General features: G+C 75.7%; 24 protein-coding genes and 2 tRNA genes. 18 read left to right on the plus strand and 8 right to left on the minus strand.

Annotation, left to right across the window (positions count from 1 at the left end):
• Positions 1-540 precede the first annotated feature (540 nt).
• The 7 genes from rpoD (at position 541) to J3P29_RS05160 (ending at position 5,126) form a co-directional block, all read left to right on the plus strand.
• A complete protein-coding gene (gene rpoD, locus J3P29_RS05130) occupies positions 541-1,683 on the plus strand; it encodes an RNA polymerase sigma factor RpoD (protein ID WP_210491957.1) in 1,143 nt (380 codons plus the stop codon).
• Between the two features lie 376 nt (positions 1,684-2,059).
• Positions 2,060-2,141: transfer RNA gene (locus tag J3P29_RS05135), tRNA-Tyr, on the plus strand.
• A gap of 152 nt (positions 2,142-2,293) precedes the next feature.
• Entirely contained in the window at positions 2,294-2,737 is a 444-nt protein-coding gene (locus J3P29_RS05140) for a TetR family transcriptional regulator (protein WP_210491958.1), read from the plus strand.
• 36 nt (positions 2,738-2,773) lie between these two features.
• Positions 2,774-3,544, plus strand: a complete 771-nt coding sequence (locus J3P29_RS05145; protein ID WP_210491959.1) for a HipA family kinase — start codon at positions 2,774-2,776, stop codon at positions 3,542-3,544.
• Positions 3,528-3,956 carry a DUF3037 domain-containing protein gene (locus J3P29_RS05150; protein WP_210491960.1) on the plus strand — a complete coding sequence of 143 codons (429 nt, stop codon included), beginning with the start codon at positions 3,528-3,530 and terminating at the stop codon, positions 3,954-3,956. The genes J3P29_RS05145 and J3P29_RS05150 overlap by 17 nt, the downstream gene beginning before the upstream one ends.
• Before the next feature lie 46 nt (positions 3,957-4,002).
• Entirely contained in the window at positions 4,003-4,575 is a 573-nt protein-coding gene (locus tag J3P29_RS05155) for an FKBP-type peptidyl-prolyl cis-trans isomerase (RefSeq protein ID WP_210491961.1), read from the plus strand.
• 74 nt (positions 4,576-4,649) lie between these two features.
• The gene (locus J3P29_RS05160) at positions 4,650-5,126 is read left to right on the plus strand and encodes a cupin domain-containing protein (protein WP_210491962.1); all 477 of its coding nucleotides are present in this window, start codon (positions 4,650-4,652) and stop codon (positions 5,124-5,126) included.
• A 39-nt stretch (positions 5,127-5,165) separates the two neighbouring features.
• Here J3P29_RS05160 and J3P29_RS05165 read toward each other — a convergent pair whose 3' ends face one another.
• Positions 5,166-5,618: an SRPBCC family protein gene (locus J3P29_RS05165; RefSeq protein ID WP_349239767.1), complete on the minus strand. Its 453-nt coding sequence runs from the start codon at positions 5,616-5,618 to the stop codon at positions 5,166-5,168.
• 177 nt (positions 5,619-5,795) lie between these two features.
• On the opposite strand from J3P29_RS05165, the gene folE reads away from it, so the two are divergent.
• Complete coding sequence (folE, locus tag J3P29_RS05170) at positions 5,796-6,425, plus strand: GTP cyclohydrolase I FolE (protein ID WP_210491963.1); 630 nt, start codon at positions 5,796-5,798, stop codon at positions 6,423-6,425.
• Between the two features lie 123 nt (positions 6,426-6,548).
• On the opposite strand, the gene J3P29_RS05175 is transcribed toward folE, so the two are convergent.
• Positions 6,549-7,784, minus strand: a complete 1,236-nt coding sequence (locus tag J3P29_RS05175) for a beta-ketoacyl-ACP synthase II (RefSeq protein WP_210491964.1) — start codon at positions 7,782-7,784, stop codon at positions 6,549-6,551.
• Between the two features lie 269 nt (positions 7,785-8,053).
• Between J3P29_RS05175 and J3P29_RS05180 the strand changes: the two genes are divergently transcribed.
• A tRNA-Thr gene (locus tag J3P29_RS05180) sits at positions 8,054-8,125 on the plus strand.
• Between the two features lie 83 nt (positions 8,126-8,208).
• Here J3P29_RS05180 and J3P29_RS05185 read toward each other — a convergent pair.
• Both J3P29_RS05185 and J3P29_RS05190 read right to left on the minus strand, forming a co-directional pair.
• The gene (locus tag J3P29_RS05185; RefSeq protein ID WP_210491965.1) at positions 8,209-10,038 is read right to left on the minus strand and encodes a methyl-accepting chemotaxis protein; all 1,830 of its coding nucleotides are present in this window, start codon (positions 10,036-10,038) and stop codon (positions 8,209-8,211) included.
• Positions 10,039-10,220: 182 nt separating this feature from the next.
• On the minus strand, positions 10,221-10,655 hold the full coding sequence (locus J3P29_RS05190) for a CBS domain-containing protein (protein ID WP_210491966.1): 435 nt from the start codon (positions 10,653-10,655) through the stop codon (positions 10,221-10,223).
• Between the two features lie 202 nt (positions 10,656-10,857).
• Between J3P29_RS05190 and J3P29_RS05195 the strand changes: the two genes are divergently transcribed.
• The 4 genes from J3P29_RS05195 (at position 10,858) to J3P29_RS20305 (ending at position 15,321) form a co-directional block, all read left to right on the plus strand.
• Positions 10,858-11,289 carry a CBS domain-containing protein gene (locus tag J3P29_RS05195; RefSeq protein WP_210491967.1) on the plus strand — a complete coding sequence of 144 codons (432 nt, stop codon included), beginning with the start codon at positions 10,858-10,860 and terminating at the stop codon, positions 11,287-11,289.
• 182 nt (positions 11,290-11,471) lie between these two features.
• Positions 11,472-13,685: an NADP-dependent isocitrate dehydrogenase gene (locus tag J3P29_RS05200; protein WP_210491968.1), complete on the plus strand. Its 2,214-nt coding sequence runs from the start codon at positions 11,472-11,474 to the stop codon at positions 13,683-13,685.
• 140 nt (positions 13,686-13,825) lie between these two features.
• Positions 13,826-14,767: a VOC family protein gene (locus J3P29_RS20660; protein WP_210491969.1), complete on the plus strand. Its 942-nt coding sequence runs from the start codon at positions 13,826-13,828 to the stop codon at positions 14,765-14,767.
• On the plus strand, positions 14,764-15,321 hold the full coding sequence (locus tag J3P29_RS20305; protein WP_210491970.1) for a VOC family protein: 558 nt from the start codon (positions 14,764-14,766) through the stop codon (positions 15,319-15,321). The genes J3P29_RS20660 and J3P29_RS20305 overlap by 4 nt, the downstream gene beginning before the upstream one ends.
• 27 nt (positions 15,322-15,348) lie before the next feature.
• Here the strand turns inward: J3P29_RS20305 and J3P29_RS05215 are convergent, their stop codons facing one another.
• The 4 genes from J3P29_RS05215 to J3P29_RS05230 all read right to left on the minus strand — a co-directional run bounded on the left by J3P29_RS05215 (position 15,349) and on the right by J3P29_RS05230 (position 21,218).
• Positions 15,349-16,821, minus strand: coding sequence for a metallophosphoesterase family protein (locus J3P29_RS05215; protein ID WP_210491971.1), 1,473 nt, complete (start codon positions 16,819-16,821; stop codon positions 15,349-15,351).
• Positions 16,822-16,939: 118 nt separating this feature from the next.
• Positions 16,940-18,349 (minus strand): FAD-dependent oxidoreductase, encoded by a 1,410-nt coding sequence (locus J3P29_RS05220; RefSeq protein WP_210491972.1) that lies wholly within the window; start codon positions 18,347-18,349, stop codon positions 16,940-16,942.
• Between the two features lie 148 nt (positions 18,350-18,497).
• The gene (locus J3P29_RS19695; RefSeq protein WP_210491973.1) at positions 18,498-19,904 is read right to left on the minus strand and encodes an NAD(P)/FAD-dependent oxidoreductase; all 1,407 of its coding nucleotides are present in this window, start codon (positions 19,902-19,904) and stop codon (positions 18,498-18,500) included.
• Positions 19,905-20,099: 195 nt separating this feature from the next.
• On the minus strand, positions 20,100-21,218 hold the full coding sequence (locus J3P29_RS05230; protein ID WP_210491974.1) for a cellulase family glycosylhydrolase: 1,119 nt from the start codon (positions 21,216-21,218) through the stop codon (positions 20,100-20,102).
• Positions 21,219-21,392: 174 nt separating this feature from the next.
• Between J3P29_RS05230 and J3P29_RS05235 the strand changes: the two genes are divergently transcribed.
• The 5 genes from J3P29_RS05235 (at position 21,393) to fabG (ending at position 26,062) form a co-directional block, all read left to right on the plus strand.
• Positions 21,393-22,541: a GAF domain-containing protein gene (locus J3P29_RS05235; RefSeq protein WP_210491975.1), complete on the plus strand. Its 1,149-nt coding sequence runs from the start codon at positions 21,393-21,395 to the stop codon at positions 22,539-22,541.
• The gene (locus J3P29_RS05240) at positions 22,538-23,146 is read left to right on the plus strand and encodes a response regulator transcription factor (RefSeq protein ID WP_210491976.1); all 609 of its coding nucleotides are present in this window, start codon (positions 22,538-22,540) and stop codon (positions 23,144-23,146) included. The genes J3P29_RS05235 and J3P29_RS05240 overlap by 4 nt, the downstream gene beginning before the upstream one ends.
• A 228-nt stretch (positions 23,147-23,374) precedes the next feature.
• Complete coding sequence (locus tag J3P29_RS05245; RefSeq protein ID WP_210491977.1) at positions 23,375-24,268, plus strand: ACP S-malonyltransferase; 894 nt, start codon at positions 23,375-23,377, stop codon at positions 24,266-24,268.
• A 1-nt stretch (position 24,269) separates the two neighbouring features.
• Positions 24,270-25,307 carry a ketoacyl-ACP synthase III gene (locus J3P29_RS05250; RefSeq protein WP_210491978.1) on the plus strand — a complete coding sequence of 346 codons (1,038 nt, stop codon included), beginning with the start codon at positions 24,270-24,272 and terminating at the stop codon, positions 25,305-25,307.
• Positions 25,304-26,062 (plus strand): 3-oxoacyl-ACP reductase FabG, encoded by a 759-nt coding sequence (gene fabG / locus J3P29_RS05255; RefSeq protein ID WP_210491979.1) that lies wholly within the window; start codon positions 25,304-25,306, stop codon positions 26,060-26,062. Before J3P29_RS05250 ends, fabG begins: the two co-directional genes overlap by 4 nt.
• Positions 26,063-26,172: the final 110 nt, after the last annotated feature.

Here is a 26,172-nt window from a genome sequence, read left to right on the forward strand (position 1 = left end):
CCGGCCGACCCGTTCCGCCTCAGGGCCGGATGCCGGACCCGACCCGGAGCACGTCCCGCCCGGCCGACCCGTTCCGCCTCAGGGCCGGATGCCGGACCCGACCCGGAGCACGTCCCGCCCGGCCGACCCGTTCCGCCTCAGGGCCGGATACCGGACCCGACCCGGAACACGTCCCGGCCGAGCACCCCGCCCCGCCGTCCTCGTTCCCCTCGCCCCCCTCGATCCCCGCCCGACCCGCCGCCCGCCGCCCGTCCCGCCCGCCCGTCCTCGGCCCGCCGGCGCGCGGATCCCGACGCGGCGACGCCCTCTGCCCGGCCGCGCGGCGCGCGATTCTCCCGTTGCCACGGGATCTCGTGTGACGACCGTCACCCTTTAGGAATTCTTGTGCTATCCCTTCCGGCACGACGACACGGAGCGAACGGCCCCGACGGACGACGTCCGGACGGTGCCGCGAGACCCGCGTCGACGGTGTGGAGAACATCGTGATGAGCCCGACGGCAGGTCCGCCGGGCGTCGAACCGACGAGGGGGAGGTTCCGACGTGAGCACCAACGAGGTCCTGCTGGCCGACGAGACGCCGATCACCGAGATCGCCGAGCTCCGAACGCTGATCGCCGAGGGGCAGGAGCGCGGGTTCCTGACGGTCGAGCGGATCGCCGCCGGCCTGGAGGAGGCCGAGGTCACGAAGGAGCAGCTGCGCGGCTTCCACGCGCACCTGGAGGAGCTGGGCGTCGACGTCATCCATGGCGACGGCGACCAGCACGACCGCACGGCTCGCGAGGCCGAGCGCATCGAGCAGACCGGCTCCCGCAAGGAGCGCGAGGGCACCGCGCGCGCCGCGGTCGACCTGACCGTCGAGCCCAGCCTCGACTCGCTGCGCATGTACCTGCGGTCGATCGGCCGCGTCGCGCTGCTGACCGCCGCCCAGGAGGTCCAGCTCGCCAAGCGCATCGAGCGCGGCGACCAGGACGCGAAGCAGCAGATGATCGAGGCCAACCTGCGCCTCGTCGTCTCGATCGCCAAGGGCTACCTCGGCCGCGGCCTCAGCTTCCTGGACCTGATCCAGGAGGGCTCGCTCGGACTCATCCGCGCGGTCGAGAAGTTCGACTACCGCCGCGGCTACAAGTTCTCCACGTACGCCACCTGGTGGATCCGCCAGGCCGTGACCCGCGCGATCGCGGACAAGGGCCGCACCATCCGCATCCCGGTGCACATGGTCGAGAAGCTCAACAAGGTCGTCCACGTCGAGCGCCAGCTCGTCCAGTCGCTCGGCCGCCAGCCGACCCCCGAGGAGATCGCCCTCGAGGTCGACATGAAGCCGGCCGACGTGCGCGACATCCTCCGCATGTCGCAGCAGCCGATCTCGCTCGAGAAGCCCGTCGGCGAGGACGAGGAGTCCTCCCTCGGCGACTTCGTCGAGGACAAGGACGCCGAGTCCCCCTTCGACCGCACGAGCGAGCAGCTGCGCAAGGAGCACGTCCGCCGCGCCCTCTCCACGCTGCCCAAGCGCGAGCGCGAGGTCATCGAGATGCGCTTCGGCCTCTCCGGCGACCAGCCCTCCACGCTCGAGGAGGTCGGCCGCGCGTTCGACGTCACCCGTGAGCGCATCCGCCAGATCGAGAGCCACACGCTGAAGAAGCTGGAGTCGCTGCCCGAGTCGCAGCGCCTCCGCGACGCGGTCTAGGGAGAGGGGACCGGGCCCCGCCCCGAGCTTCGGTCGGCGACGCGCGCCGTCGGCGGCAGGGCTCGGGGCACCCGGAGAGGGGACCGGGCCCCGCCCCGAGCTTCGGCGGGCGACGCGCGCCGTCGGTGGCAGGGCTCGGGGCACCCGGAGAGGAGTCCGGGCCCCGCCCCGAGCTTCGGCGGGCGACGCGCGCCGTCGGTGGCAGGGCTCGGGACACCCGGAGAGGGGCCGGGCCCGCCCCGAGCTTCGGTCGGCGACGCGCGCCGTCAGCGGCACGGCTCGGGGCACCCGGAGAGGGGACCGGGCGGACCCGCCCGGACCTCGGCTCGGCGGGACGGCACGCGCTCGCCGACCTCGCTAGGATGCGTGCTCGCTCGGGGGGATGTCCGAGTGGTTAAAGGAGACGGGCTGTAAACCCGTTGGCTCTGCCTACACAGGTTCGAATCCTGTTCCCCCCACTGCCCGAGGGCCCCGGATCGCCGATCCGGGGCCCTCGTCGTCTCCGGGGCCGGGCGCGCCTGGGTGCATCCGAACGGTCGCTCGGCGCGTTGTACCGAGCATCGAGCACGAGCAGGACACCGCCCCCGCCCGCCTGACCCGCGAGACCGTCGTGGCGGCGGCCGACCGGATCGCCCGCCGCCGCGGCGCCGCCGGGCTGACGATGCGGCTGCTCGCCGAGGAGCTCGGCGTGTCCGCGATGGCCGCGTACCGCTACGTCGACGGGCGCGAGGAGCTGGGGGCCCTGGTCCTCGACCGGCTCTTCGCGGAGCTGCTGGAGCGCCTCGACCAGGCCGCACCCGTCCGGGAGCGCCTCGAGGCGGCGGCGCGCCTGCTCGGCCGGCGCCCCGGGCTGGCCGACGAGCTCGTCGACGGCGTGCTCGTCACGCAGCCGCACGTGGCGCGCTGGCTCGCGCTGCTCGACGAGCGCGTCCCCGGCCCCGGCGCCCGCGCCAGCCTGTGGCTCGTCCGCGGCGCCGCCCGCGACCAGGACGCCATGCCGTGGCTCCGCCTGCTCGCCGACGCGCTCGAGGCCGAGGCCGACGTCGCCGGCTGAGGGCCCGGGACCGGACGCCCGGGGTAGGCTGCCCCGGTGCTCCGCACGGTCCGCGCCCTCCGCTACGTGACCCCGCTGCGCGAGGGCGGCTCGGTGCCGGCGCTCGTCGAGGCGGACGACGACGGCCTGTACGTCGTCAAGCTCTCCGGCGCCGCCCAGGGCACGAAGGTCCTCGTCGCCGAGATCGTCGTCGGGGAGCTGGCGCGGGCGCTCGCCGCCGCCGAGCCGGACCTGGGCCTGCTCATGCCCGAGCTCGTGCTCGTCGACCTGCCCGTCGAGCTCTCGCACGCCGAGCCCGACCCCGAGATCCAGGAGCACGTCGCCGCCAGCGCCGGGCGCAACGTGGGGATGGACTTCCTGCCGCGCGCGCTGCCGTACACGCCGGCGGCCGGTCCGCAGCCCTCGCCGGAGCTCGCCGCCGCGATCGTCTGGCTCGACGCCTTCGTCGAGAACGTCGACCGCACCGCCCGCAACCCGAACATGCTCACGTGGCACGGGCGGCTGTGGCTCATCGACAACGGCGCCGCGCTCTACCGCCAGCACGCCGGCCTGGACCCGGCGAAGGCCCGCGGGCGCTTCGCCGCCGTGCGCGAGCACGTGCTGCTGCCGCGCGCCGGCTCGATCGTCGACGCCGACGCGCGCCTGGCCCCGCACGTCACCGAGCAGCTGCTGCGCCGGATCGCCGCGCTCGTCCCCGACGCCTGGCTGCCCGACGGCGGGCCCGACCTGCTCGTCGCGGACCTGCTCGCCCGGCTCCAGGCCCCGCGCGCGTTCGTGGAGGAGGCCGAGCGTGCTCGCACGGCCTGACGCGCCCGAGGCGTCGACGGGCGCGCCCGAGGTCTTCCAATACGCCATCCTGCGCGTCGTCCCGTGCCTGGAGCGGGGCGAAGGGCTGAACGTCGGCGTCGTCCTGCACGCCCGGCGCCACCGCTTCCTGGGCCTGCGCTCCCACCTGGACCGCGAGCGGCTGCGCGCCCTCGACCCCGGCCTGGACCTGGACGCCGTCGCCGCCCACCTCGACGGGATGCGCCGCGTCGCCGAGGGGGACCCGGACGCCGGCGCGGTGGCGCGGATGGACCGCTCGGACCGCTTCGGCTGGCTCGCCGCCCCCTCGAACACGATCCTGCAGCCGTCGCCCGTCCACACCGGGCTCTGCGCCGACGCGCCGGCGGCGCTCGACGCGCTCCTGACCCGGCTCGTCCTGCCGCGCGGCGCCTGAGTCGCTCGCGGCGCGCCCGCGCCCGGCGGGGGATACGCTGCCCGCCATGCACCTGAGCCGCCTGGCCCCCGTCCCCCTGCTGGTGCTCGCGCTCGCGGCCGCCGGCTGCGGCGACGAGACCACCGCCGCCGACATCCGCAAGAGCGACACGGAGCACGTCGCCGGCGCCGAGGGCGGCGGCAGCACGACGACCGTCGGCGTCGACGCGCTCTCCCGCGCGATCTCGACGGACCTGGACACCGAGCCGAAGATCGTCAAGGTCAGCGGCGAGCCGCCCACGACCCTCGTCAAGAAGGACATCGTCCAGGGCGACGGCGCCGAGGCGAAGGTCGGCGACACCGTCGAGGTGCGCTACTCCCTCGTCGTCTGGGGCGACGACCAGAAGGTCGACTCGTCCTGGGACCGCACGCCCAACTCCACGTCGTTCCCGCTCGAGGAGGGCGGCCTGATCGACGGCTGGATCAAGGGCGTCCCCGGCATGAAGGTCGGCGGCCGGCGCCTGCTCGTCGTCCCGCCGGAGCAGGGGTACGGCGCGCAGGGCACCCCGGACGGCTCCGTGCCGCCCAACTCGACGCTGATCTTCGTCATCGACCTCGTCAAGACGGGGCAGGGCGGCTGAGCCAGCCGGCCGGGGCACGACGCCCCGGCCCATGCGGCCACGATCCGGCCGCAACCGCGGGCATGCTCGCCGGCATGACCGCTGATCCGAACCTGCTCACCGACGCGCTGCCCGAGTGGCGCCCCGGCGTCCGGCTGCTCGCCGTCGGCGCGGCGGCCGGAGCCGAGCGGCTCGGCGCGACCGCGTACGAGCTGGGCCCCGGCGCCCAGGCCGCGCCGTACCACCTGCACCACGGGCAGGAGGAGCTGCTCGTCGTCCTCTCCGGCACGCCCGAGCTGCGCACGCCCGCCGGCACGCGGCGCCTGGTCGCCGGCGCGGTCGTGGCGTTCCCGGCGGGGCCGGACGGGGCGCACCGGCTGCGCAACGACGCGGACGAGCCGTGCCGCTACCTCGTGGTCGGCACCACGGCGCTCCCCGAGGTCGTCGAGTACCCCGACACCGGCACGGTCCTGGCGCTGACCGGCCCGGCCGCCGGTCACGCCTGGCGGGCGGGCAGCGACGTCGCCTACGCGGAGGCCGTCGGCGAGGCGCTCGCCGCGGAGGCGCGCTGAGGGGCGGGCCGGCGCGCCCGGTGCGCCGGCCCCGTCGGCTCAGCCCCGGGCGGCGACGCGCGCGGCCAGCTCGGCCGGGCGGTGCGTCACCAGGCGCTCGCGCACCGCGTCCTCGACCGCGCCGCGGACGAGCATCCGCAGCATCCGGCCGGGGTCGACCTCGATCTCGTACGTCGCGCGCGTGCGGCCGTCGCCCAGGTCCTCGAGCGTCCACTGGCCGTCGAGCGTCTTCACGTCGCCCGCCTCGACCTTCCAGCTCAGCCGCGTCGGGGCCTGCCGCGTGAAGCGGGTCTTCACCGTCAGCTCCTTGACCTTCGCGTCCGCCGTGACGTTCGCCAGCGCGACCTGGCCGTCCGCGTCGCGCTCCAGGGCCTCGACGTTCGTGATGCCCTTCTGCCACTCCGGGATCGTCTCGATCTCCGTCAGCGTCGCCCACACGCGCTCGATCGGCGCGTCGATCTCGCCCGTCGCCGAGCCACCCAGTCCTGACACGTCTCGCTCCTTCGGTCGCGTGGGCCGCCCCGGGGGGTGGGACGGCGTCTCGGCGCGGACGGTAGCCGACCCGGCCGGCGGACCCCGCGCGACCCGCCGACGGGGGCCGTCCGGGCGAACGCCGTGCGCCGCCCGTCCGGGCGGGACGGGGGCGGGGACCGGGTAGGTTCTGCGGCGATGAGCGACGAGCGGAAGCCGACGGTGCGCGACCGGGACGAGACGGGCCACGGGGCCGAGCGCCCGACGCGCGTCGCCCGCACGGTCGACGTCGCCGGGGTCGAGGAGGCGACCCGCCTGCTGCTGCGCGCGCTCGGCCAGGCGCCGGACGCGCCGGGCACGAGCGACACGCCGCGCCGGGTCGCGAAGGCGTGGGCGGAGATGCTTCAGCCCGAGCCGTTCACGCCGACGACCTTCGCGAACGAGGGCGACTACGACGAGCTCGTCCTCGTCCGCGACATCCCCTTCTGGTCGTTCTGCGAGCACCACCTGCTGCCGTTCCACGGCGTCGCGCACGTCGCGTACCTGCCCGGCGAGCGCATCGTCGGGCTGTCGAAGCTCGCGCGCGTCGTCGAGACGTTCTCCCGGGACCTGCAGGTGCAGGAGCGGCTGACGACGCAGATCGCCGACTGGCTGACGGACGAGCTGCGCCCGCGCGGCGTCGGCGTGGTCCTCGAGGCCGAGCACCTGTGCATGGTGATGCGCGGGGTGAAGAAGTCCGGCTCGCGCACGGTCACCTCGTCGCTGCGGGGCCTGCTGCGCGACGACGCGCGCACCCGCGCCGAGTTCCTGGACCTCGTCCGGCGGTAGACGGGACGGCGGCGCCCGGGGCGGGCCGCGGCCCCTCCGACGTCGCGTGGCCGCACCGCGGACGCCGCGCGGCCGTCCGCCGGCACGTCGCCCGGCGGGCCGGCCGCCCCCCGTGGCCGCGCCCTACGCGGCCGTGAGCACGACGACGCAGTTCTGGCCGCCGAACCCGAACGCGTTGGCGACCGCGGCGCGCACCGGCGTGCGGCGCGCGGCCCCCATGACGTGATCCAGCCCCTCGCACTCGGGGGCGACGGTCTCCAGGTTCGCCGTCGGCGGGATCACCCCGTCGCGCATCGCCAGCAGGCAGACGAGCGCCGACAGCGTGCCCGCCCCACCCATCAGGTGCCCGACCATCGACTTCGGCGACGAGACGGCGGGGCGGCCGACGGCGTCGCCGAGCGAGGCCCGCAGGGCCATCGTCTCGGTGCGGTCGTTCGCCGGCGTGCTCGTGCCGTGCGCGCAGACGTAGTCGACCTCGGACGGCGCCACGTCGGCGCGCGCGAGCGCCTGCGTGATCGCGGCGCCGGCGAAGCGGCCCTGCCGGTCGGGCGCGCTCAGGTGGTAGGCGTCCGACGTCAGCGCTCCGCCCGCCAGCACGCCGAGGATCCGCGCGCCGCGCGCCCGCGCGTCGTCCTCGCGTTCGAGGACGGCGACGACCGCGCCCTCCCCGGGGACGAAGCCGTCGCGGTCGGCGTCGAACGGGCGACTGGCGGCGGCGGGGTCGTCGTTGCGGGCGGTCAGCGCGCCCATGCGGCCGAGACCGGCGAGCAGCGACGGCGTCAGCGGCGCGTCGGTGCCGCCGGCGATCGCGACGTCGGACTCGCCCGAGAGCAGCAGCCGGCGGGCGTCGAGCAACGCCGCGGTGCCGCTGGCGCACGCGAGCGCGCCGGCGGTGACCGGTCCGTGGATCCCCTGGTCGATCGCGACCTCGCACGCCGGCACGGACGGGATCATCGCGGGGACGAAGAACGGCGACACGGCGCCCGGGCCCTCCCGGACGAGCGCCGTCACGGCCTCCGCGGTCGGGATGACCCCCGACACGCCGGTGTTGACGTGCACCGACGTCCGGGCGCCGAGGTCCTCGTCGATCGTCAGCCCGGCGTCCGCGATCGCCTCGCGCGCGGCCGCGACGGCGTACTGCGAGAACAGCGCGGTGCGGTGCGCGCGCTTGCGGCCCAGCAGCGCCTCGGCGTCGAAGCCCTCGACCTGCGCGGCGATCCGGGCGTCCAGGCCGGACGCGTCGAAGCGGGTCAGCGGGCCGGCGACGGAGCGGCCGGCCACGAGCGTGGCCCACGTCGACGCGACGTCCGGCCCGGCGGGCGTGATGGCGCCCAGGCCGGTGACGACGACGCGGGTCATCGCGCGGCCCTCGGCCGGCGCCGCGGCGTCCGCGACGGCGGCCGGCGCCGCTCCGGCGCCGTGCCGTGGTCCGCTGATGCCCGTGTCGCCTGCATGAGCCAATGGTTGCGAACGGCTACCACCGGCGGCGTGCGGCGGGGCGTTCAGGGTCCCGGGCGGTCGCACCCGGGGCGATCGCCGACCCGCGGCACCCCCGGGCGTCCGGATGTGCCACTATTCCGGGACGCGCGTCGCGCGCGTCCCTCGGGACGACGGCGACGGGTGCGAGCGCCCTCTTAGCTCAGTGGTAGAGCACTTCCATGGTAAGGAAGGGGTCGTGGGTTCGAGTCCCACAGAGGGCTCTGCAGCGCGAAGGCCCCGCCGGACGGCGGGGCCTTCGTCGTTCTCGGGCGGCGCGGCCGGCCGCGGAGGGCCGGCCGGCCGCTCAGGCGTGGATCCGGAAGTGCGCCACGAGCTCGGTCAGCTCGCTGGCGGTGTGGGCGAGCTGCCCCGCCGATGCCGCGATCTCCTGGGTCGACGCGCTCGTCTGCTGCGTCGAGGCGGAGACCTGCTCCGCCGACGCCGACGACTGCTGCGCGACGGCCGCGACCTCGCCGACGTCCTCCTGCACCTTGGCGGTGCCGCTCGCGATCTGCTCCACCGCCGACGCGATGCCCTCGATGCGCGAGGTGACCTCGTCGACGGCGTCGCCGATGCGCAGGAAGGCCTCGCGCGTCGTCTCGACGGTCGCCGCGCCCTCCTCGGTGCGCTCGGCGCCCGTGCTGAACACGGTGACCGCGCGGCCGGTGTCGGCCTGGATCTCGCCGATCAGGGCGGAGATCGTCGCGGCGGCCTCCTGCGACTCCTCGGCGAGCTTGCGGACCTCCTCGGCCACGACGGCGAAGCCGCGGCCCTGCTCGCCGGCGCGGGCGGCCTCGATGGCCGCGTTCAGCGCGAGCAGGTTCGTCTGCTCGGCGATGCCGGAGATCGTGTCGACGATCGCGCCGATCTGCTGCGAGCGCTCGGCGAGCGATCCGATGGCCTCGTTGGCCTCGTGCGACGACGCTCGGACGTCGCGCATCATCGCCGTCGCGCGGTCGGCCGCGCCGACGCCGTCCTGGGCGGCCCGGCGCGCGTCGGCGGCCAGCTCCGCCGTCTCGGCGGCGGTCGCAGCGCTGGTCTGCGCCGCCTCGGCGGCCTGCTCCGTCGTGTCGCGCACGGACTCGACCATGCGCGCCTGGCGCTCGGCGCCGGTGGCGACGTCGGTGACGGCCGACGCGATCTCGCCGACGGCCTTGCCGGCCTCGTCCGACGTGGTGGCGACCTGGGTGGAGGCGGCGCTCACCGTGGCGGCCGACGTCGTGACGGCGCCGATGATGTCCTGCAGCGCCGCGCGGGTGCGGTTGTAGGCGGCGATCGACTCGACGGTGCGGGCCTGCACGACGTTGAAGCGCTCGGCGATGCGACCGAGCTCGTCGGCGCCGAGGGCGGGGGTGGGGCGCGACCGCGGCGCGACGTCGACGGTCAGGTCGCCGCGCGTGACGGCGTCGAGGGCGTCCCCGAGGGCCGGCACGTCGGTGTCGGACAGCTGCGCCATGTGCTCGAGCAGGGTGCGGGCGGCGCGGGTGACCGCGCGCCCGAGGAGCACGACGATGACGATGCCGGCGAGCGCGCCGGCCAGGCCGACCACGATGAGCAGCGTGCGGGCGCCGTCGGCAGTCGCCTGCTGCTCGGTGCGGGAGCGCGCCACGAAGCGGTCGACTCGCGCCTGGATGGCGGCCAGGGTGGCGCGGAACCCGTCGAAGGCGGTCTTGCCGCCGCCGAGGCGGTCCTGCGCGAGCGCCTGGCCCTGCGGGCCGCTGCGCACGAGCTTGATCTGCGAGCGGAAGTACGCGGCGAGCGCCCGGATCTGGCCGCCGGCGCGGTCGGTGAGGGCGGCGAGGTCGGGGTGCTTCTGCAGGAGCGGCCCGAGGGCGGCGATGTCCTTGCGGACGGCGGCGGAGCCCGACGTGTAGGGCGCCAGGTCGGCCTCGTCGCGCGAGATCATGAACGCGCGGACGCCGGTCTCCTGGTTGACCATCTGCGTCAGGATGTCGTTGGTCAGGCTCGTGAGCGGGATGGCGTCGTCGACGTACTTGTCGTTCGCGCTGTCGTTCACCGCGGCCGTCGAGCGGATGCCGAGGGCGACGGCGACGACGAGCAGCAGGAGGACGCAGCCGATGCCGGCCGCGAGCTTGCGGCCGAGGCTGCTGCGGATGAAGGTGCTTGGGGTCATGTGTGGGCCTCGTGGGTCCGGGATGGGGGCGCCCGGATGGTCGGCAGGAACGCCGTTCGCTTGACCGAGATGGCGCGTCGGCATACACCGTCCTCGACGGACGTTCGGGCGGCGGTCCGGGACCGGTCCGCGTCCGTCCGCGCGGGCGGTCCGGACGTCGTCCGGTGGGCCTGCGGCCCGACCTACGCGGGCTCGACCGCGCGCAGCAGCACGCCCCGGCGGTCGACCACCAGGCCCAGGCCGGCGGCGGCGACGGCGGGCCGGCGGCGCAGCGCGGCGACGTCGTCGTCCGGCCCGGCGAGCAGCTCGCGGTCGCGGACCGCGACGGTGCCGACGAGCCGTTCGGCGCGCTCGGCCGGGTGCAGCGCGGCGACGTCGGCGGCGCGCAGCACGCCGACGGCCCGGCCCGCGTGGTCGACGACGGGGACGGCCGCACGGCCGTGGCCCAGGGCGCCGCGCGCCGCCTCCTCGACCATCTGCTCCGCCGACGCGGCCACCGTCGGCGTCGCGGGCGCGGACCCCGCGGCCTGCGGGGCCGGGCGCAGGGCGGAGCGGAGGGCCTCGCGCAGGCCCTCGGCGGTGCCGGCGACGTGCGGGCGGGCGGGCAGGGTGATCACGGGTGCTCCTGGGACGGGCGACGGACCTGGGCCGCGGCCCCCGGCCGGCGGCCCGCCTCCGACGGTAGGACGCCCGGGCCGGCGCGGCATCCGTGGAAGCCCGCGGGCCGCCGGCCCGGGGCGACGGGTCCGTAGAACGCCCGCCCCGCGGCGGCGGCGCGCTGCGGATGGCACGCGGCCCCGGCGGACGTAGCGTCGGGCCATGAGCACCACGAGGCGTCAGCCGTTCACCACGCTCCTCGCCCGGGACGTCATGCGCGCGCCCATCGTCGCGTGCGATCCGGCGACCGAGCTCTCCGACGTGGCCGACCGGATGCGCCGCCACCGCATCCACGCCGTGATCGTCGACGGGATCGCCCGCGGGACGGGCGGCGACCGGCTCGTGTGGGCCGTCGTCTCCGACCTGGACCTGGTCCGGGCGGCGGTCCGCGCCGACGGCCCGACCACGGCGGGCAGCGTGGCGGCGTCGCCGGTCGTCTGCGTCGACGTGGCCGACGACCTCGTGACCGTCGGCGCCGCGCTCGCCGAGAACGACTGCGCGCACGCCGTGGTCACCGAGGGCGACCGGCCCGTGGGCGTCGTCTCCACCCTCGACCTGGTCGCCGTCCTGGCCCCGGAGGGCGACGCGGGATAGGCCCGGGGGCGAGGGGCGGCGCTCCCCGGTCGCGCGGGCCGAGGAGCGCCGCCGTGCCCGCGCGACGGCGGTCCCCCGGGCGCGCGCCCGCCCGGGCCCAGGAGATAGCGTGTCCGACCACGGCGGACGGACATCCGCGCGCCGTCCAGGTTCGACCCCGAGCAAGCAGGCGACCGCCACCCATGAAGCTCATCTACACGTACACCGACGAGGCGCCGGCGCTGGCGACGCACTCGCTGCTGCCGATCATCGAGGCCTTCGCGGGCAAGGCGGGCGTCGACGTCGAGACGCGGGACATCTCGCTCGCCGGCCGCATCCTGGCGCAGTTCCCGGACCTGCTCACGGACGAGCAGCGCGTCCCCGACGCCCTCGCCGAGCTCGGCGAGCTGGCGAAGACGCCGGACGCGAACATCATCAAGCTGCCGAACATCTCGGCCTCGATCCCGCAGCTGAAGGCGGCGATCAAGGAGCTCCAGGACGCCGGCTACGCCGTCCCGGACTACCCCGAGGACCCGCAGACGGACGAGCAGCGCGCCGCCCGCGCCGCCTACGACGCGGTCAAGGGCTCGGCCGTCAACCCTGTCCTGCGCGAGGGCAACTCCGACCGCCGCGCCCCCGCGTCGGTCAAGCGCTTCGCGCAGCAGCACCCGCACTCGATGGGCGCGTGGTCGCCGGACTCGAAGTCGCACGTGTCGACGATGGGCGAGGGCGACTTCCGCCACTCCGAGACGTCCGTGACGCTCGCGCACGAGGACGAGCTGCGGATCGAGCACGTCGACGCCGACGGCGAGGTCACGGTGCTCAAGGCCGCCGTCCCCGTGCAGGCCGGCGAGATCTTCGACGGCGCGGTCATGCGCCGCGCCGCGCTCGACGCGTTCCTGCGCCAGCAGGTGACGGAGGCGAAGAGGCAGGGCGTCCTCTTCTCGCTGCACATGAAGGCGACGATGATGAAGGTCTCCGACCCGATCATCTTCGGCCACGCCGTCCGCGCGTTCTTCACCGACGTCTTCGCCGAGCACGGCGCCGACCTGAAGGCCGTCGGCGCCGACCCGAGCGACGGCCTCGCGTCCGTCCTGACCGCGATCGAGCGGCTGCCGGCCGACAAGCGCCAGGCGATCGAGGACGGCATCGCGCAGGCGTACGAGACCGGCCCGGCGATCGCCATGGTCGACTCCGACCGCGGCATCACGAACCTGCACGTGCCGAGCGACGTGATCATCGACGCGTCGATGCCGGCGGCCATCCGCACCTCGGGCCAGATGTGGAACGCCCAGGGCGAGCAGCAGGACGCGAAGTACGTCATCCCCGACTCGAGCTACGCGCCGCTGTACGCCGAGACGATCGACTTCTGCCGCGAGCACGGCGCCTTCGACCCGACGACCATGGGCACGACGCCGAACGTCGGCCTGATGGCGCAGAAGGCCGAGGAGTACGGCTCGCACGACAAGACGTTCGAGATCGCCTCGACGGGCCGCGTGCGCGTCGTGAACCGCGAGGGCGAGACGCTGCTCCAGCACGACGTCGAGGCCGGCGACATCTGGCGCGGCTGCCAGACGAAGGACGCCCCGGTCCGCGACTGGGTGCGCCTGGCGGTCGAGCGCGCCCGCGCGACCGGCGCCCCGGCGGTCTTCTGGCTCGACGAGACGCGCGCGCACGACGCCGAGGTCCTGAAGAAGGTCCACGCGTACCTGGGCGAGCACGACACCGATGCCCTGCAGATCGAGATCCTGCCCGTCGCGGAGGCCACGCGGTTCACGCTGCGCCGCGCCAAGGACGGCCAGGACACGATCTCCGTCACCGGCAACGTCCTGCGCGACTACCTGACCGACCTCTTCCCGATCCTGGAGCTGGGCACGAGCGCGAAGATGCTCTCTATCGTCCCGCTGATGAACGGCGGCGGCCTGTTCGAGACGGGCGCCGGCGGCTCGGCCCCCAAGCACGTCCAGCAGCTCGTGAAGGAGAACCACCTGCGGTGGGACTCCCTGGGCGAGTTCCTGGCGCTCGCGGTGTCCCTCGAGTTCCTGGCGGACAAGACGGACAACGCGCGCGCCGCGATCCTGGGCCGCACGCTCGACGAGGCCACCGGCAAGCTGCTCGAGGCCGGCAAGTCGCCGTCGCGCCGCGTCGGCGAGCTCGACAACCGCGGCAGCCACTTCTACCTGGCGCTGTACTGGGCGCAGGCGCTGGCGGCGCAGGACGACGACGCCGAGCTGCGGGACGCGTTCGCGCCGCTGGCCGAGCGCCTGGCGGCCGACGAGGAGTCGATCGTCGGCGAGCTGACCGGCGTGCAGGGCGAGCCCGTCGACCTGGGCGGCTACTACTACGTCGACCGCAGCAAGGCCGACGCCGCGATGCGGCCGAGCGCCACGCTCAACGCCGCGCTCGCGGCGATCTGAGCCGCGGCGTCGCCGCCCCCGCGCGGGGGCGGCGACGCCCGGCGACGGCGGCGAACGGTTGCGGCGGCAAGTATCGGGCGCTACGCTTGCGGTAGCAAGCATTCGCGGCGCCCGCCGCGCCGCCGCCCCGAGGACCGCCCGTGAGCCAGACCGCCCCGACCACCATCGACCGCCCGCTGCCGGGCACCCGTCCGGGGCTCGCGGGCCTCGGAGCGGTGCACCTGGCGGTCACCGACCGCGAGCGCGCCCTCGTCTTCTGGCGCGACGTCCTGGGCCTCGAGCTCCTGGACCCCGACGCGCACGAGCTGCGGATGGGGGCGGGCGGCACGGAGCTCGTCGTCCTGCACCCGGGGGCCGCGGCGCCCGTCGCGGCGCGCCGCACGGGCCTCTACCACCTGGCGCTCCACGTGCAGACCGACCTGGAGTTCGCCCGCGTCCTCGGCCGGCTCTTCGCGTACCGCTGGCCGAACGCGCCGACGGATCACACGTTCACGAAGACGACGTACCTGGACGACCCGGACGGGAACGGCATCGAGATCGCCCTCGAGACGCCGGAGCGCGTCGGGCGGCTGGACTACTCCGACCGCGACTACGCCGTGATCGACGCGCAGGGGATCCGCCGGTCCGGCCGCGATCCGCTCGACCTGGACGAGGTCTTCGCCCACCTGCCCGAGCACCCCGACCTGCGCGCCCCGATGCCGGCCGGCACGACCGTCGGCCACGTCCACGTGCACGTCACCGACCTCGACGCCGCGATGCGCTTCTACCGCGACGGCCTGGGGCTGGACGAGAACATGTTCGCCCGCGGCATCGGGATGGCCGACACGACGGTCGACGGCTGGCTGCCGCACCTGATCGCCTTCAACGTCTGGCACGGCCGGGACGCCCAGGCGCCGCCGCCCGGCACCGCCGGCCTGCGGCACTTCACCGTCGGGCTGCCGTCGGCGGCAGACCGCGACGCGGCGGTCGAGCGGCTGCGCGGCCTGGGCGTCGCGGCGGAGGAGACGCCGCTGGGCGTCCGGGTGGCCGATCCGTCGGGCAACGCGATGGTCCTGACGGTGCGCGACGGGCGGCGCGCGTGAGCGCCCCGGAGGCCGGCGGCGCCCGGCCGCGCCAGCAGGCTCCCGATCCGATCGACCCGCGGGTGACGATCGGCCACGTGCACCTGCGGACCGCCGACATCGACCGCGTGAAGGCGTTCTACGTCGACGTCCTCGGCTTCGACGTCATCACCGAGGCGCGCGGGGTGCCGGGGTGGGGGACGACGGGCGACGTGCTCTTCCTCGCCGCCGGCGGCTACCACCACCACCTGGGCTTCAACACCTGGAAGTCGGCCGGCGGCGGCCCGCAGCCCGACGGCGTGACCGGCCTGCACCACGTGGCGCTCGCCTACCCGACCCGCGCGGCGCTCGCGGACGCCCTGCGGCGCCTGCGGGCGGCGGACTGGCCGCTGCGCCAGACGGCCGACCACGGCACGCACGAGGCGCTCTACCTGAGCGACCCCGACGGCAACGACCTCGAGCTGATGTGGGACCGCCCGTTCGCCGCGTGGCCGCGCGACGCCGACGGGCACCTGGAGGGCGTCTTCGGCGACGAGCTCGACCTGGACGACCTGCTCGCCGAGCTGGACCGCTAGGCGCCGTCCGGCGGCGGCGCGGGCGCGCTACTCGCCGCCCGAGGCGACGCCGCCGAGCGCCTGGGGGTCCAGCCGCGAGTCCTCGTCCGCCGGCACGTCGAGCCGCTCGCGCTGGGCGGTCGACGACCCCGTGCCCGGGTCGATCGACACCAGGTCGGCGGCGAGCGGGTCGAAGCCGTCGGTCGTCCGGAAGAGCAGGCGGGCGATGCCGACGGGCGTGGCCTCGCCGCTCAGCCCGCCGGTGCCGCCGGCCCCGACGCTGCCGCCGTTGACGACCGTCACGCGCCCCTCGCGCCGCACGAGCGCCCGGTGGGTGTGGCCCACGGCGAAGACGAGGGGGCGCCGCGGCGGGCGCTCGCGCAGCCGCTGCAGCGCGACGGCGAGCATCTGCGGCTCGTGGACCAGGACGACGTCGACCTTCCCCACGAGCGGCTCCAGCCAGGTCCAGAAGCGCTCCTGGTCGGCCGCCGACGGCCCGGCGTCGTCGTAGCGGTCGCGGTAGTCCTCGGCGCGCAGGCGGACGAACGGGTCGCCGTAGCCGGCGACGCGCAGGCCGGCCACGCGCACGACGGGCCGCGGGGTCGCCGGCGGACGCCCGTCGCGGCCGAGCGGCCCGTCGGCGCCGAGCACCAGCGCGCCGCGGCGGGCCAGGGACCGCGACAGCGTGTCGGAGTCGTGGTTGCCGGTGACGAACACGAACGGCCGGCCCAGGCCGACGACGCGCTCGAGCAGCCGGCCCTCGAGCGGCGAGCCGCGGTCGGTCAGGTCGCCGACGAACAGCACCGGGCCGCCGTCCGCGACCCGTTGCAGGATCGGCAGCGCCAGCACGTTGTTGTGCAGGTCCGACGCCACCGTCAGCCGCGACGCGCGGTCCAGGCTCTGCCGGCGCGCCGGGTCCGAGACCAGGCGCGCCAGGCCGACGAGCTGGGCGTCGAGTTCCTGGTCGAGCACGCCCGCGGAGCGCTGGGCGTCCTCGAGCACGCCCAGCGCCCGCGGGATGTCGGGGCCGAACGCGTAGTACTGCGGCCGGTCGAGGGCGCCGCGCGGCGGCATGAGGACGACGAGCGCCACCACGAGGAGCACGGAGACCCCGACCGCCGTCCCGCTCGTCCAGCGCAGGCGCGGACCGGCGCGCGAGCGCACCGCGGCGGCGACCAGCAGCCCGACGAGGGCGCCGGACACGGCGACGACGAGGATCAGGGCGCGGAAGTACGACGCGATGGCGTCGCGGGCCTCGGCCTGCACCCGGCGGGCGTCCAGCCGCCCCTGCTCCGCGACGCGCTTGACCGCGTCGCGGTCGACCGTCCGCACGTCGACCTGCAGCCGGACCGGCAGGCGGATCGCCCGGTACCGCACGCCCCAGTCGACGAGCGGCACGTAGACGTCGAGCGCTCCGCGGTGGAACGGCTCGACGGACAGCCGCACCTGCCCGACGGACAGCTGCTCGTCCTGCCCGTACAGCGCCAGGGCGCCGACGCCGCCCGCGAGCGTCCCGGCCACGACGGCCAGGACGGTCAGGACCCGGCGCAGCGCCAGGACGGCCGGCGCGCGGCGCCCGGCCAGGGCGGCGCGGATGCGGGGCAGGCGCGGAACGGGCGATCCCTCCGGCGGGGCCGGGTCAGACGGTCTCGGTCTCGGCCGCGTGCGCGACCGCGAGCATCTCGGCGACCGACGTCAGCTTCACGCGCGGGCGGCCCTGCGGCTCGCCCAGCGCCCGCTCGTGGGCGTCGATGCGCTGCCAGCCGGCGAAGTCCACGTGGTCGGGGACGCGCTCGGCGACGAGGTCCGCGATGTCCTCGGCCACCGTCGGCTCGGGCAGCGCGCCCGCCTCCAGGTCGGCGAGCAGCTGCGTGACGGTGTCCTGGGCGCACTTCTTGTTCGTGCCGATGACGCCCGACGGACCCCGCTTGACCCAGCCGGCGGTGTAGACGCCGGGGACCGGCTCGCCCGTCTCGGGGTCGAGCACCCGCCCGTCGAGGTTGTTGATCGTGGCGCGCTGGTCGTCGAACGGCACGCCCGGCAGCGGTCGGCCGCGGTAGCCGATGGAGCGCAGGACGAGGTCGCAGTCGATGACCTCGGTCTCGTTCGTCGCGCGGGCCGACAGCCAGCCGTCCTCGTCCGCCACGAGCTCGTTCTTCACGACCTCGATGCCGGTCACCTTGTCGTCGCCGAGGATCTTCACCGGGGAGGCGAGGAAGCGCAGGACGACGCGGCGGCGCTTGCCCTCGGGCGTGCGGCCGGCGTACTCCGTCGCGATCTCGACGTTGCGCTGCTCGCGGACGTCGGCGCCGTCGCGCTCGAGCCACGCCTTCGAGCCCTCGTCCAGGTCGACGTCCTTCGGGTCGACGACCACGTCCGCGTCGGCCATCTCGCCCAGCTCGCGCAGCTCGGGGTTCGTGAACGCCGCCTGGGCGATGCCGCGACGGCCCAGGACGACGATCTCCTCGATGCTCGACGCCGCGAGCGCCTCGATGGCGTGGTCGGCGGTGTCCGTCTCGCGCAGCTCGTCGACCGTCAGCGCCAGCATGCGCGCGACGTCGACCGCCACGTTGCCGTTGCCGATCACGACGGCGCGGCGGCCGGTCAGGTCGAACGTGCGGTCGGCCGCGTCGGGGTGGCCGTTGTACCAGGCCACGAAGTCGGTGGCGGGATGCGACCCGGGCAGGTCCTCGCCGGGGATCCCCAGACGCCGGTCGTGCGAGGCGCCCGTCGTGTAGATGACGGCGTGGTGGCGCGCCGCGAGCTCCTCGTGCGAGACGTCCTTGCCGACCTCGACGCCGCCGAAGAAGCGGAAGCCGGGCTTCTTCGCGATCCGCTCGTAGACGCGGATGACCGACTTGATCTTCGGGTGGTCCGGCGCGACGCCGAAGCGCACGAGGCCGTACGGGGTGGGCAGGCGGTCGAACAGGTCGACCTCGGCCGCCACGTCCGTCGCCGCCAGCAGCTGGCCCGCGGCGTAGAAGCCGGCCGGACCGGCGCCCACGATCGCGATCTTCAGGGGGCGGGGGGTGCTCGTCTCGTCGCTCACGCTGCGCTCTCCGGGGTCGGTCCGGGCCGGGAGCCCCGGCGGCGGGCGCGGGGCGGTCGGCGGATCCCGTCCATCGTACGACCCCGCGCGCCGGGGCCGCCCCGCCGGTGTTCGGGTACCCGTACGTCGCGCGGCCGGCGCCCGGCCCTCAGCGCGGCCGGCGCTCGGTCAGCCGGAGCCACACCTCGCTGCGGGTGGGGAAGACCGGCGTCGCGCGATCGAGCACCTCGAGCGGCACGCGGCCGACGATCGCGACGGTGGCGGCGTGCAGCCACTCCGCGGTCTCCGCGCCGACGAACGTGGCGCCGACGAGGACTCCGGCCCCGCGGTCGACCACGAAGCGGCTGGTCCCGCCCGCGCCCTTGCCGACGAAGCTCGCTCCGGCCGTGCCGTCGGTCGGCGCGTCGATCGCGACGGCGTCCAGGCCGGCGTCCCGCGCCGCGTCGAGCGTCAGCCCCACCGCCGCCACCTGCGGCTCGGTGAACGTCACCCGCGGACTCGTCCGGCCCTCGAGCTCGTCGGGGGCCAGGGCCGCGTCCTCGTCGCCCAGCAGGACGGCCGTCGCGACGCGCGCCTGCCGCTTGGCGACGTGGGTGAGCAGCGCGCGGCCGTTCACGTCGCCGAGCGCGACCAGCCACGGGCGGCCGCCGACGCGCAGCCGCTCGTCCGTCCGCAGGTGCCCGCCGTCGTCCGGCGCGACCCCGACGGCCTCGAGGCCCAGGTCGTCCGTGTTCGGGCGCCGGCCCGCGGCGACGAGCAGCTCGTCGCCGGTCAGCCGCTCGCCCCCGGCGAGCTCGAGGGTGACGGTGCCGTCCGCGCGCGCCGCCCGGGTCAGCTCGACGCCGGTGCGGACCGCGACGCCGGCGGCGCGCAGGCCGTCCTCGACCTGCTCGGACGCGAACGGCTCCTCGCCCGCCAGGATCCGGTCCGCCACCTCGAGCAGCGTCACCTCGGCGCCCAGGGACCGCCACGCGAGCGCCAGCTCGGCGCCGATCGGCCCGCCGCCGACGACGAGCAGCCGGCCGGGGACCTGCTCCGCCGTGGTGGCCTCGCGGTTGGTCCAGCCGGCGGCCTCGCGCAGGCCGTCGACGGGCGGGAACGCGGGCCGCGTGCCGACGCAGACGACGACGGCGCGGCGGGCGACGATGCGCTCGGACGCGCGGTCCCCGTCGCGGCGGGTCACCTCGACGGTCCGCTCGGCGACGAGGCGCCCGTGCCCGCGCACCAGCCGCACGTCGCGCTCGTCGAGCCAGTCGAGCTGGCCGCCGTCGTCCAGGTCGTGCACGACCTCGTCGCGGCGGTCGAGGACCACCTGCGGGTCGAGCGGGCCGGACACGAGCTCGCGCACGCCGGGCACGCGCCGGGCCTCGGCGAGCAGCGCGGTGGGGCGCAGGAGCGCCTTCGACGGCATGCAGCCCCAGTACGCGCACTCGCCGCCGACCAGGCGCGGCTCCACGAGCACGACGTCCAGGCCGCCGTCCGCGAGCTGCCCGGCGGCGGCCTCGCCTGCGGGGCCGGCGCCGAGGACCACGACGTCGGCTTCGGTCTCGTGCACGGGCTCTCCTGACGGCGGAAGGGGCGCGCCGGGGCGGCGCGGGGGCGGGGCCGGCCCGGGCGGGGCGCGGCAGGTACGTCCCCATTCGTAGCGCGTCGGCGGCGGCGGGGCGGCCCAGAACGACGAAACGCCGCCCCCGGGACCCCCGGGGACGGCGTACGTGGACGGACGGCGCGCTCGCGCCGGGCGTCGGGGCTACTTCAGGCCCTTGAAGGCGGTCCAGGTCGAGCGGCTCGAGCCCGACTTCGTCTGCAGGCCGGACTGCCACTGCTCGCCCGAGGACTGCGGGTCGCGGAGCTGGTACCAGACGAAGGACTTGACCTTCTGCTTCTTCGCGATGCTCCACGCGCTCTTCAGGTACTTCGCGGCGGTGCCGGTCGGGATCTTGTCCTTGCCGCGCGTCTTGTACGCGAACTCCGTCAGGTAGATCCGCGAGACGGCGGAGGACGAGATGCGCTTCGTGCGCGCGGCCTTCTTCAGGTCCGACTTCGCGTAGCCCAGGTTGGCCTGCGTCCAGTCGTCGCGGTCCTTGCGCTTCTTGGTCGGGTTCGCCTTGAAGTCGTACGTGTGCAGCGACACGCCGTCGGCCTTGATCTTGTAGGACGAGCTCTTGCCCGTGGCCTTCCAGTTCGACTTCAGGCCCAGGACCTCGCGCACGAACTTGCCGGCGTCCGTCGACTGCCCGTTCGGGTAGTTCCGCGACAGCGCGCGGTCGTACGGCAGGAGCTCGCCGAAGAGCACCTTGGCGCTCGGGTCGATCTCCTTGATCTCGTCGTACGCGATGTTGTGCAGCTTGCGGTAGAGCGCCGCGCCGCCGCGCTTGGGCAGGTGGCGGTACCAGTTGGGCTCGTTGATCGGCGCGTAGTACAGCTCGGCGCCCGGGATGCCCTTCAGGGCCGTCGCCAGGTTCCGGATGTACGACGTGTAGGCGCTCGACGAGACCTTGGAGGCGGCCGTCGGGCCCTTCTTCTTGCCGCGCGGGTTGAACGACGTCGAGCCCGTGATGTTCGGCGAGACGAGGATCTGCTTGGCGCCGGCCTGCACCGCCGCGGCGGCGGACGTGCGGACGACCTGCACCTGACCGGCGTCGGGGGCCTTGTTCTTGCCGTCCCAGGACGTGTTGAAGCGGACCATCCCGACCTTCGCGTCCCCGAGGGCCGTCAGGAACGGCTGGGTCAGCTCCGGCTTGTTGACCGTCATCTCCTGGTCCTGCAGGCCCTTCACCGGCGCGGCGGTCGCCGCCCCGGCGGGGACGAGGACGGCCGCGGACGCGGCGGCGGTGGCCAGGGCAAGGGTGGCTCGGTTTCGAGTCATATCTCCATAGGACACCACGCATCGGCGAATGTCGCGGTGCGCGGCAGAGAAATTTCCGATCCGCCTTCCGCCGGGCCCGCGGATCCCCCGTCCCCACGGGGGATCCGCCCCCGATCGTCCCGTTGCCGTCGGCGGCGACGCGCCCGGCCGACGCGCGGCGGCTAGCCTGGGAGCATGTCGCCGGAGGCCTCGTCACCGCACCAGTCCGCGGCCGTGCAGGCGGCCGACGCGCTCGGCATCTTCGTGCGGGCGATGGCGGGGATCGAGGACGCCACACCGGACAGCGCCTCCTTCTACAACCGCCTGTGCGAGGCCGTCTGCGCGGTGATGAACGTCGACCGCGCCGTGCTGCTGCTGTACGACGAGGGTCGCCGCCGCGTGCGCCCCGTCGGCGCGCACCGCATCGCCACGGACCGCTTCCCCGCCGAGGGCGTCGGGATCGAGGACGCGCCCCTCTCGCGCGTCGCGCTCGAGGAGGACCGCGTCGTCGACGCGCTCGACATCCCCGGGGACCACCTCAACCGCCCCGACCTGAAGCAGCTGCCCGAGGGCGACCTGGCCTACGTGCCGATCGCGGCCGGGGGCACCTGGTACGGGATCATGGTCGTCGAGCGCAGCTCGGGCGAGCCGCTGCCCGCCGCCGAGCGCGACGCGCTGTGGATCGCCGGCAAGGTCGTCGCGTTCGCCGCCGAGGCCCGCCGCGCGACCCGCCAGCAGGAGCAGGTGCGGCAGCTGAACCACCGCCTCACGCTCGTCCGCCAGGTGCACGAGCAGGTCATCCAGCGGCTGTTCGGCGTCGGCCTGGTGCTCGCGTCCGACGCCCCGCTCGAGGGCGAGGCGCGCGAACGCGCCCGCTCCGAGGTCGAGGCGACCCAGGCCGACCTGCGCACCCTGCTGCAGGGCCCCCGGCTGAACGCGGCCGCGCCCACGTCGCTGCGCCTGGGGGAGGAGATCGAGCGCCTGCGCCGCGCCCACGACACCGTGGAGCTGCGCGCCGACCTCGAGCCCGACCTCGAGCTGCCCGCCAGCCTGGAGCCGCTCGCGCAGTCCGTGCTCGGCGAGGCGGTGCGCAACGCGCTCAAGCACGGCACCCCCACGGTGCTGCAGATCACGGTGCGACGGCTCGACGACGCGATCGCGATGACGATCGACAGCGACGGCGCCCGGCGCGGAGACGCGGGCCACACCGGCCTGGGGCTGCGCCTGGCCGCGGTCGAGGCGCTGCAGGTCGGCGGGCTGCTGGAGTTCGGCTCGCGCGGCGAGAACGAGTGGCGCGTGCGGCTGCTGCTGCCGGCCACGGACGAGACGGAGGTACACGGATGAACCGCGAGGTCGGACGGACGGTCGTCCTGCTGGTCGACGACCACGAGGTGGTCCACTGGGGGCTGCGCGCCCTGCTGTCGGGCCAGCCGTGGGTCGCGCGCTGCCTGAGCGCGCACAACGGCCAGGAGGCCGTCGAGCTCGCCGGCCGCTACGCGCCGCACGTCGCCCTGGTCGACCTCTTCCTGGGCACGGAGTCCGGCGCGGAGCTGTGCGAGCGCCTGCGCGCGGCCGAGCCGCGGACGAAGGTGCTGCTGCTCTCCGGCGCCGGCCGCATCTCGGCGGCGGCGGCCAAGGCCGCGGGCGCGTCCGGGTTCGTCCCGAAGGACTGGCCCGCCGCTGACGTCTGCCGCGCCGTCCGCGCCGTGGCCGCCGGTCGCACCGTCTTCGAGGGCGTCGCCGGCCCCGCCACCCCCGCCGGCCTGTCCCCGCGCGAGCGCGAGATCCTGGGGCTCATCGCCACGGGGGCGACGAACCCCGAGATCGCCGGCACCCTGCACCTCTCCCCGCACACGGTGAAGGAGCACACGAGCTCGCTCTACCGCAAGCTCGAGGTGCGGAACCGCGCCGAGGCCGTCCGGACCGCGGACCAGCTCGGCCTCCTCTGAGGGGGCCGGGGGTCGGGCGCGGTTCCCGGATGGGGTTCCCACCACCCGCCCCCGACGCCGAGGCGGTGCGTACGGCGGATCAGCTCGGCCTGCTCTGAGGACCGGCCGCGAAGCGGGCTCTCGGGCCCGCTTCGCTGGCGCGTCGCCGCGCGTCACCCCCGCCGCGCAGGGGGTCGCGATCCCCGTGTGGCGGCCGGACGTCGGCCCGTCGTGGCAGGCTGTTGCGTCGTGAACGTGCAGACGGCGGTTCTCCTCCCCGGCCAGGGCACCCCGATGGACGGGGCCGGCGACGAGGTCCAGCGGCTGCGGCCCGACCTGCACGAGGCGGTCGTCGCGGCGGTCGGCGAGGATCCGTTCCCGCGCGTGGGGGAGAGCACCCGCTACGCCCAGCCGGCGATCGTCTGCTCGTCGCTCGCCCGCTACTCGGCGCTCGGCCTGCCCGAGCCCGACGCCTTCTTCGGCCACTCCCTCGGCGAGATCGTCGCCCTGGCCCTCGGCGGCGTGATCGACCAGCGCGAGGCCCTCGTCCTGGCCGCCGCCCGCGGCGCCGCGATGGCCGACGCCGACCCGGAGCGCCTCGGCTCGATGGCGGCGCTGCGCAAGGGCGGGCTGGAGGAGGCCCAGGCGCTGGCGGACGAGCACGGCCTCGTCGTCGCCTGCGACAACGCCCCCGGCCAGATCGTGCTCGCCGGCCGCATCGACGCGCTCGACGCCGCCGCCGAGACGGCGAAGACGCGGGGCAACCGGGTGCGCCGCCTCGACGTCGCGGGCGCGTTCCACTCGCCGATGATGGAGCCGGCGATCACGGGCCTGCAGGCCGCCGTCGACCGCACGACCTTCCGCGAAGCGCGCGTGACGGTGTGGTCCGCCGTGACCGCCGCCCCGATCGACGACCCGCCGCGCCGCCTGATCGACAGCCTCACGCACCCGGTGCTGTTCCGCCCCGGCCTGCTCGCGCTGCACGCCGCCGGCGTGCGCCGCTTCGTCGACGTCGGCCCCGGCGACGTCGCCGCCGGCCTCGCGCGCCGCACGTTCGCGGACGGCTTCGAGGGCGACGACGCCGTGCAGATCGACGTGCCGCAGATCACGGGGCCGGACGCCGCGACCGGGCAGGATGCCTGAGATGCCCACGTCCCCGGCCCCCGGCGCGGTCCGCGTCGCCCCCCTCGGCGTCGGCGCCGCGCTCCCCGACACCGTCGTCACGTCCGCCGAGATCGAGGAGCGCCTGGGCCTCGATCCGGGCTGGCTGCAGAAGCGCACGCACATCGCCGAGCGGCGGATCCTGGGCCCCGGCGAGCGGATCACCGACTTCGGCCTGCTCGCCTCGCAGCGCGCGCTCGCCGACGCGGGGGTCGACGCGTCCGAGGTCGACCTCGTCATCGCGGCGTGCCTGCAGAGCGACGACATCGCGCCGTCGATGTCGGCGGTCGTCTCCGCCGGCCTCGGCACCCGCCACGCCGGCGGCTTCGACATCTCCTCCGGCTGCTCCGGGTTCGTCGCGTCCGTCGCCACCGCCGCGGGCCTGATCGAGGCCGGGCGCGCCCGCACCGTCGTGGTCGTCGCCGCCGAGGCCATGAGCCGCCTGACCGACAAGTCCGACCGCGCGACGGCCGGCCTGCTCGGCGACGGCGCCGGCGCGATCGTCCTGCGCGGCGAGACGACGCCCGCCACGGCCGAGCACCCGGGCCGCACCGGCCGCTCCGTCTTCGGGTCGGACGGCGAGAACGGCGGCACCGTCCGCGTCGCGACGGACCACCCGTCGATCTACGACGACGGCGAGTTCGGCCCCGGCAAGGCCGGCCAGGTGCAGATGAACGGCTTCGACACGTACAAGACCGCCGTCGAGCGGTTCGAGTCGACCGTGCGCGAGACCGCCGCGGTCAACGGCGTCACGCTCGACGACGTCGACCTCGTGGTCCTGCACCAGGCCAACGGTCGGATCCTCGAGGCGGTCCGCAAGCGCCTGGAGCTGCCCGAGGAGCGGCTGGCGTCCTCCGTGCAGAGCCACGGCAACACGTCGGCGGCGTCCGTCGCCCTGGCGCTGGCCGACGCGCGCGCCCAGGGCCGCGTGGAGCCCGGCACCCGCCTGCTGCTCGCGGGCTTCGGCAGCGGCCTCGCGTGGGCCGGCATCACCATGACCTGGGAAGGGAGCGCCGCATGAGCGCGAAGGAGACCACCTGGCCGCCGGCCCGCCCCGAGGACGGCTGCGCGCTCGTCACCGGCGGATCCGGCGCCATCGGCGCGGCCACCGTCCGCGCCCTCGCCGCCGACGGCTGGCCCGTCGTCGTCCACTACGGCCGCGGCGCCGAGCGCGCCGAGGCCGTCGTCGCGGCCGTCCGCGACGCGGGTGGCACCGCGCAGGCGATCGCCGCCGACCTCGCCGACCCGGACGCGCCGGCGAAGCTCCTGACGGACGCCACCGAGGCGCTCGGCCCCGTCCGCGTGCTCGTCAACAACGCGGGGATCACGCGCGACAACCTCGCGATGCAGCTGACCGACGAGGACTGGCAGTCCGTCGTCGACGTCGACCTGACCGCGGCGTTCCGCCTGATCCGCCCCGCGCTGAAGACGATGATCCGCGGCCGCTGGGGCCGCATCGTCAACGTCTCGTCCGTCATCGCGCTGCGCAACAACCCGGGCCAGGCGAACTACGCCGCCGCGAAGGCCGGCCTGCTCGGCCTGACGCGCTCGGTCGCCGCCGAGGTCGCGCGCCGCGGCGTCACCGTCAACGCGGTCGCGCCGGGCTTCGTCGAGTCCGAGATGACCGAGGGCCTGCTCGACGACCTGATCGCGCACATCCCCGCGCGCCGGGCCGGGCAGCCCGAGGAGGTCGCGGCCGCGATCCGCTTCCTCGCCTCGCCGGAGGCCTCCTACGTCACCGGCTCGACGCTCGTCGTCGACGGGGGCCTCGGCTAGCCGCCGGCGCACCCGCGCGTCACCCGGACGGTCGGGCGGGGTACGACCCCCCGGATGGCGGTGAGCCTCCGGGGCCTCTGTGCCCGCCCCGACACCGGCGTGTACCCATG

Source organism: Patulibacter sp. SYSU D01012 (assembly GCF_017916475.1).
Classification (GTDB): Bacteria; Actinomycetota; Thermoleophilia; order Solirubrobacterales; family Solirubrobacteraceae; genus Patulibacter.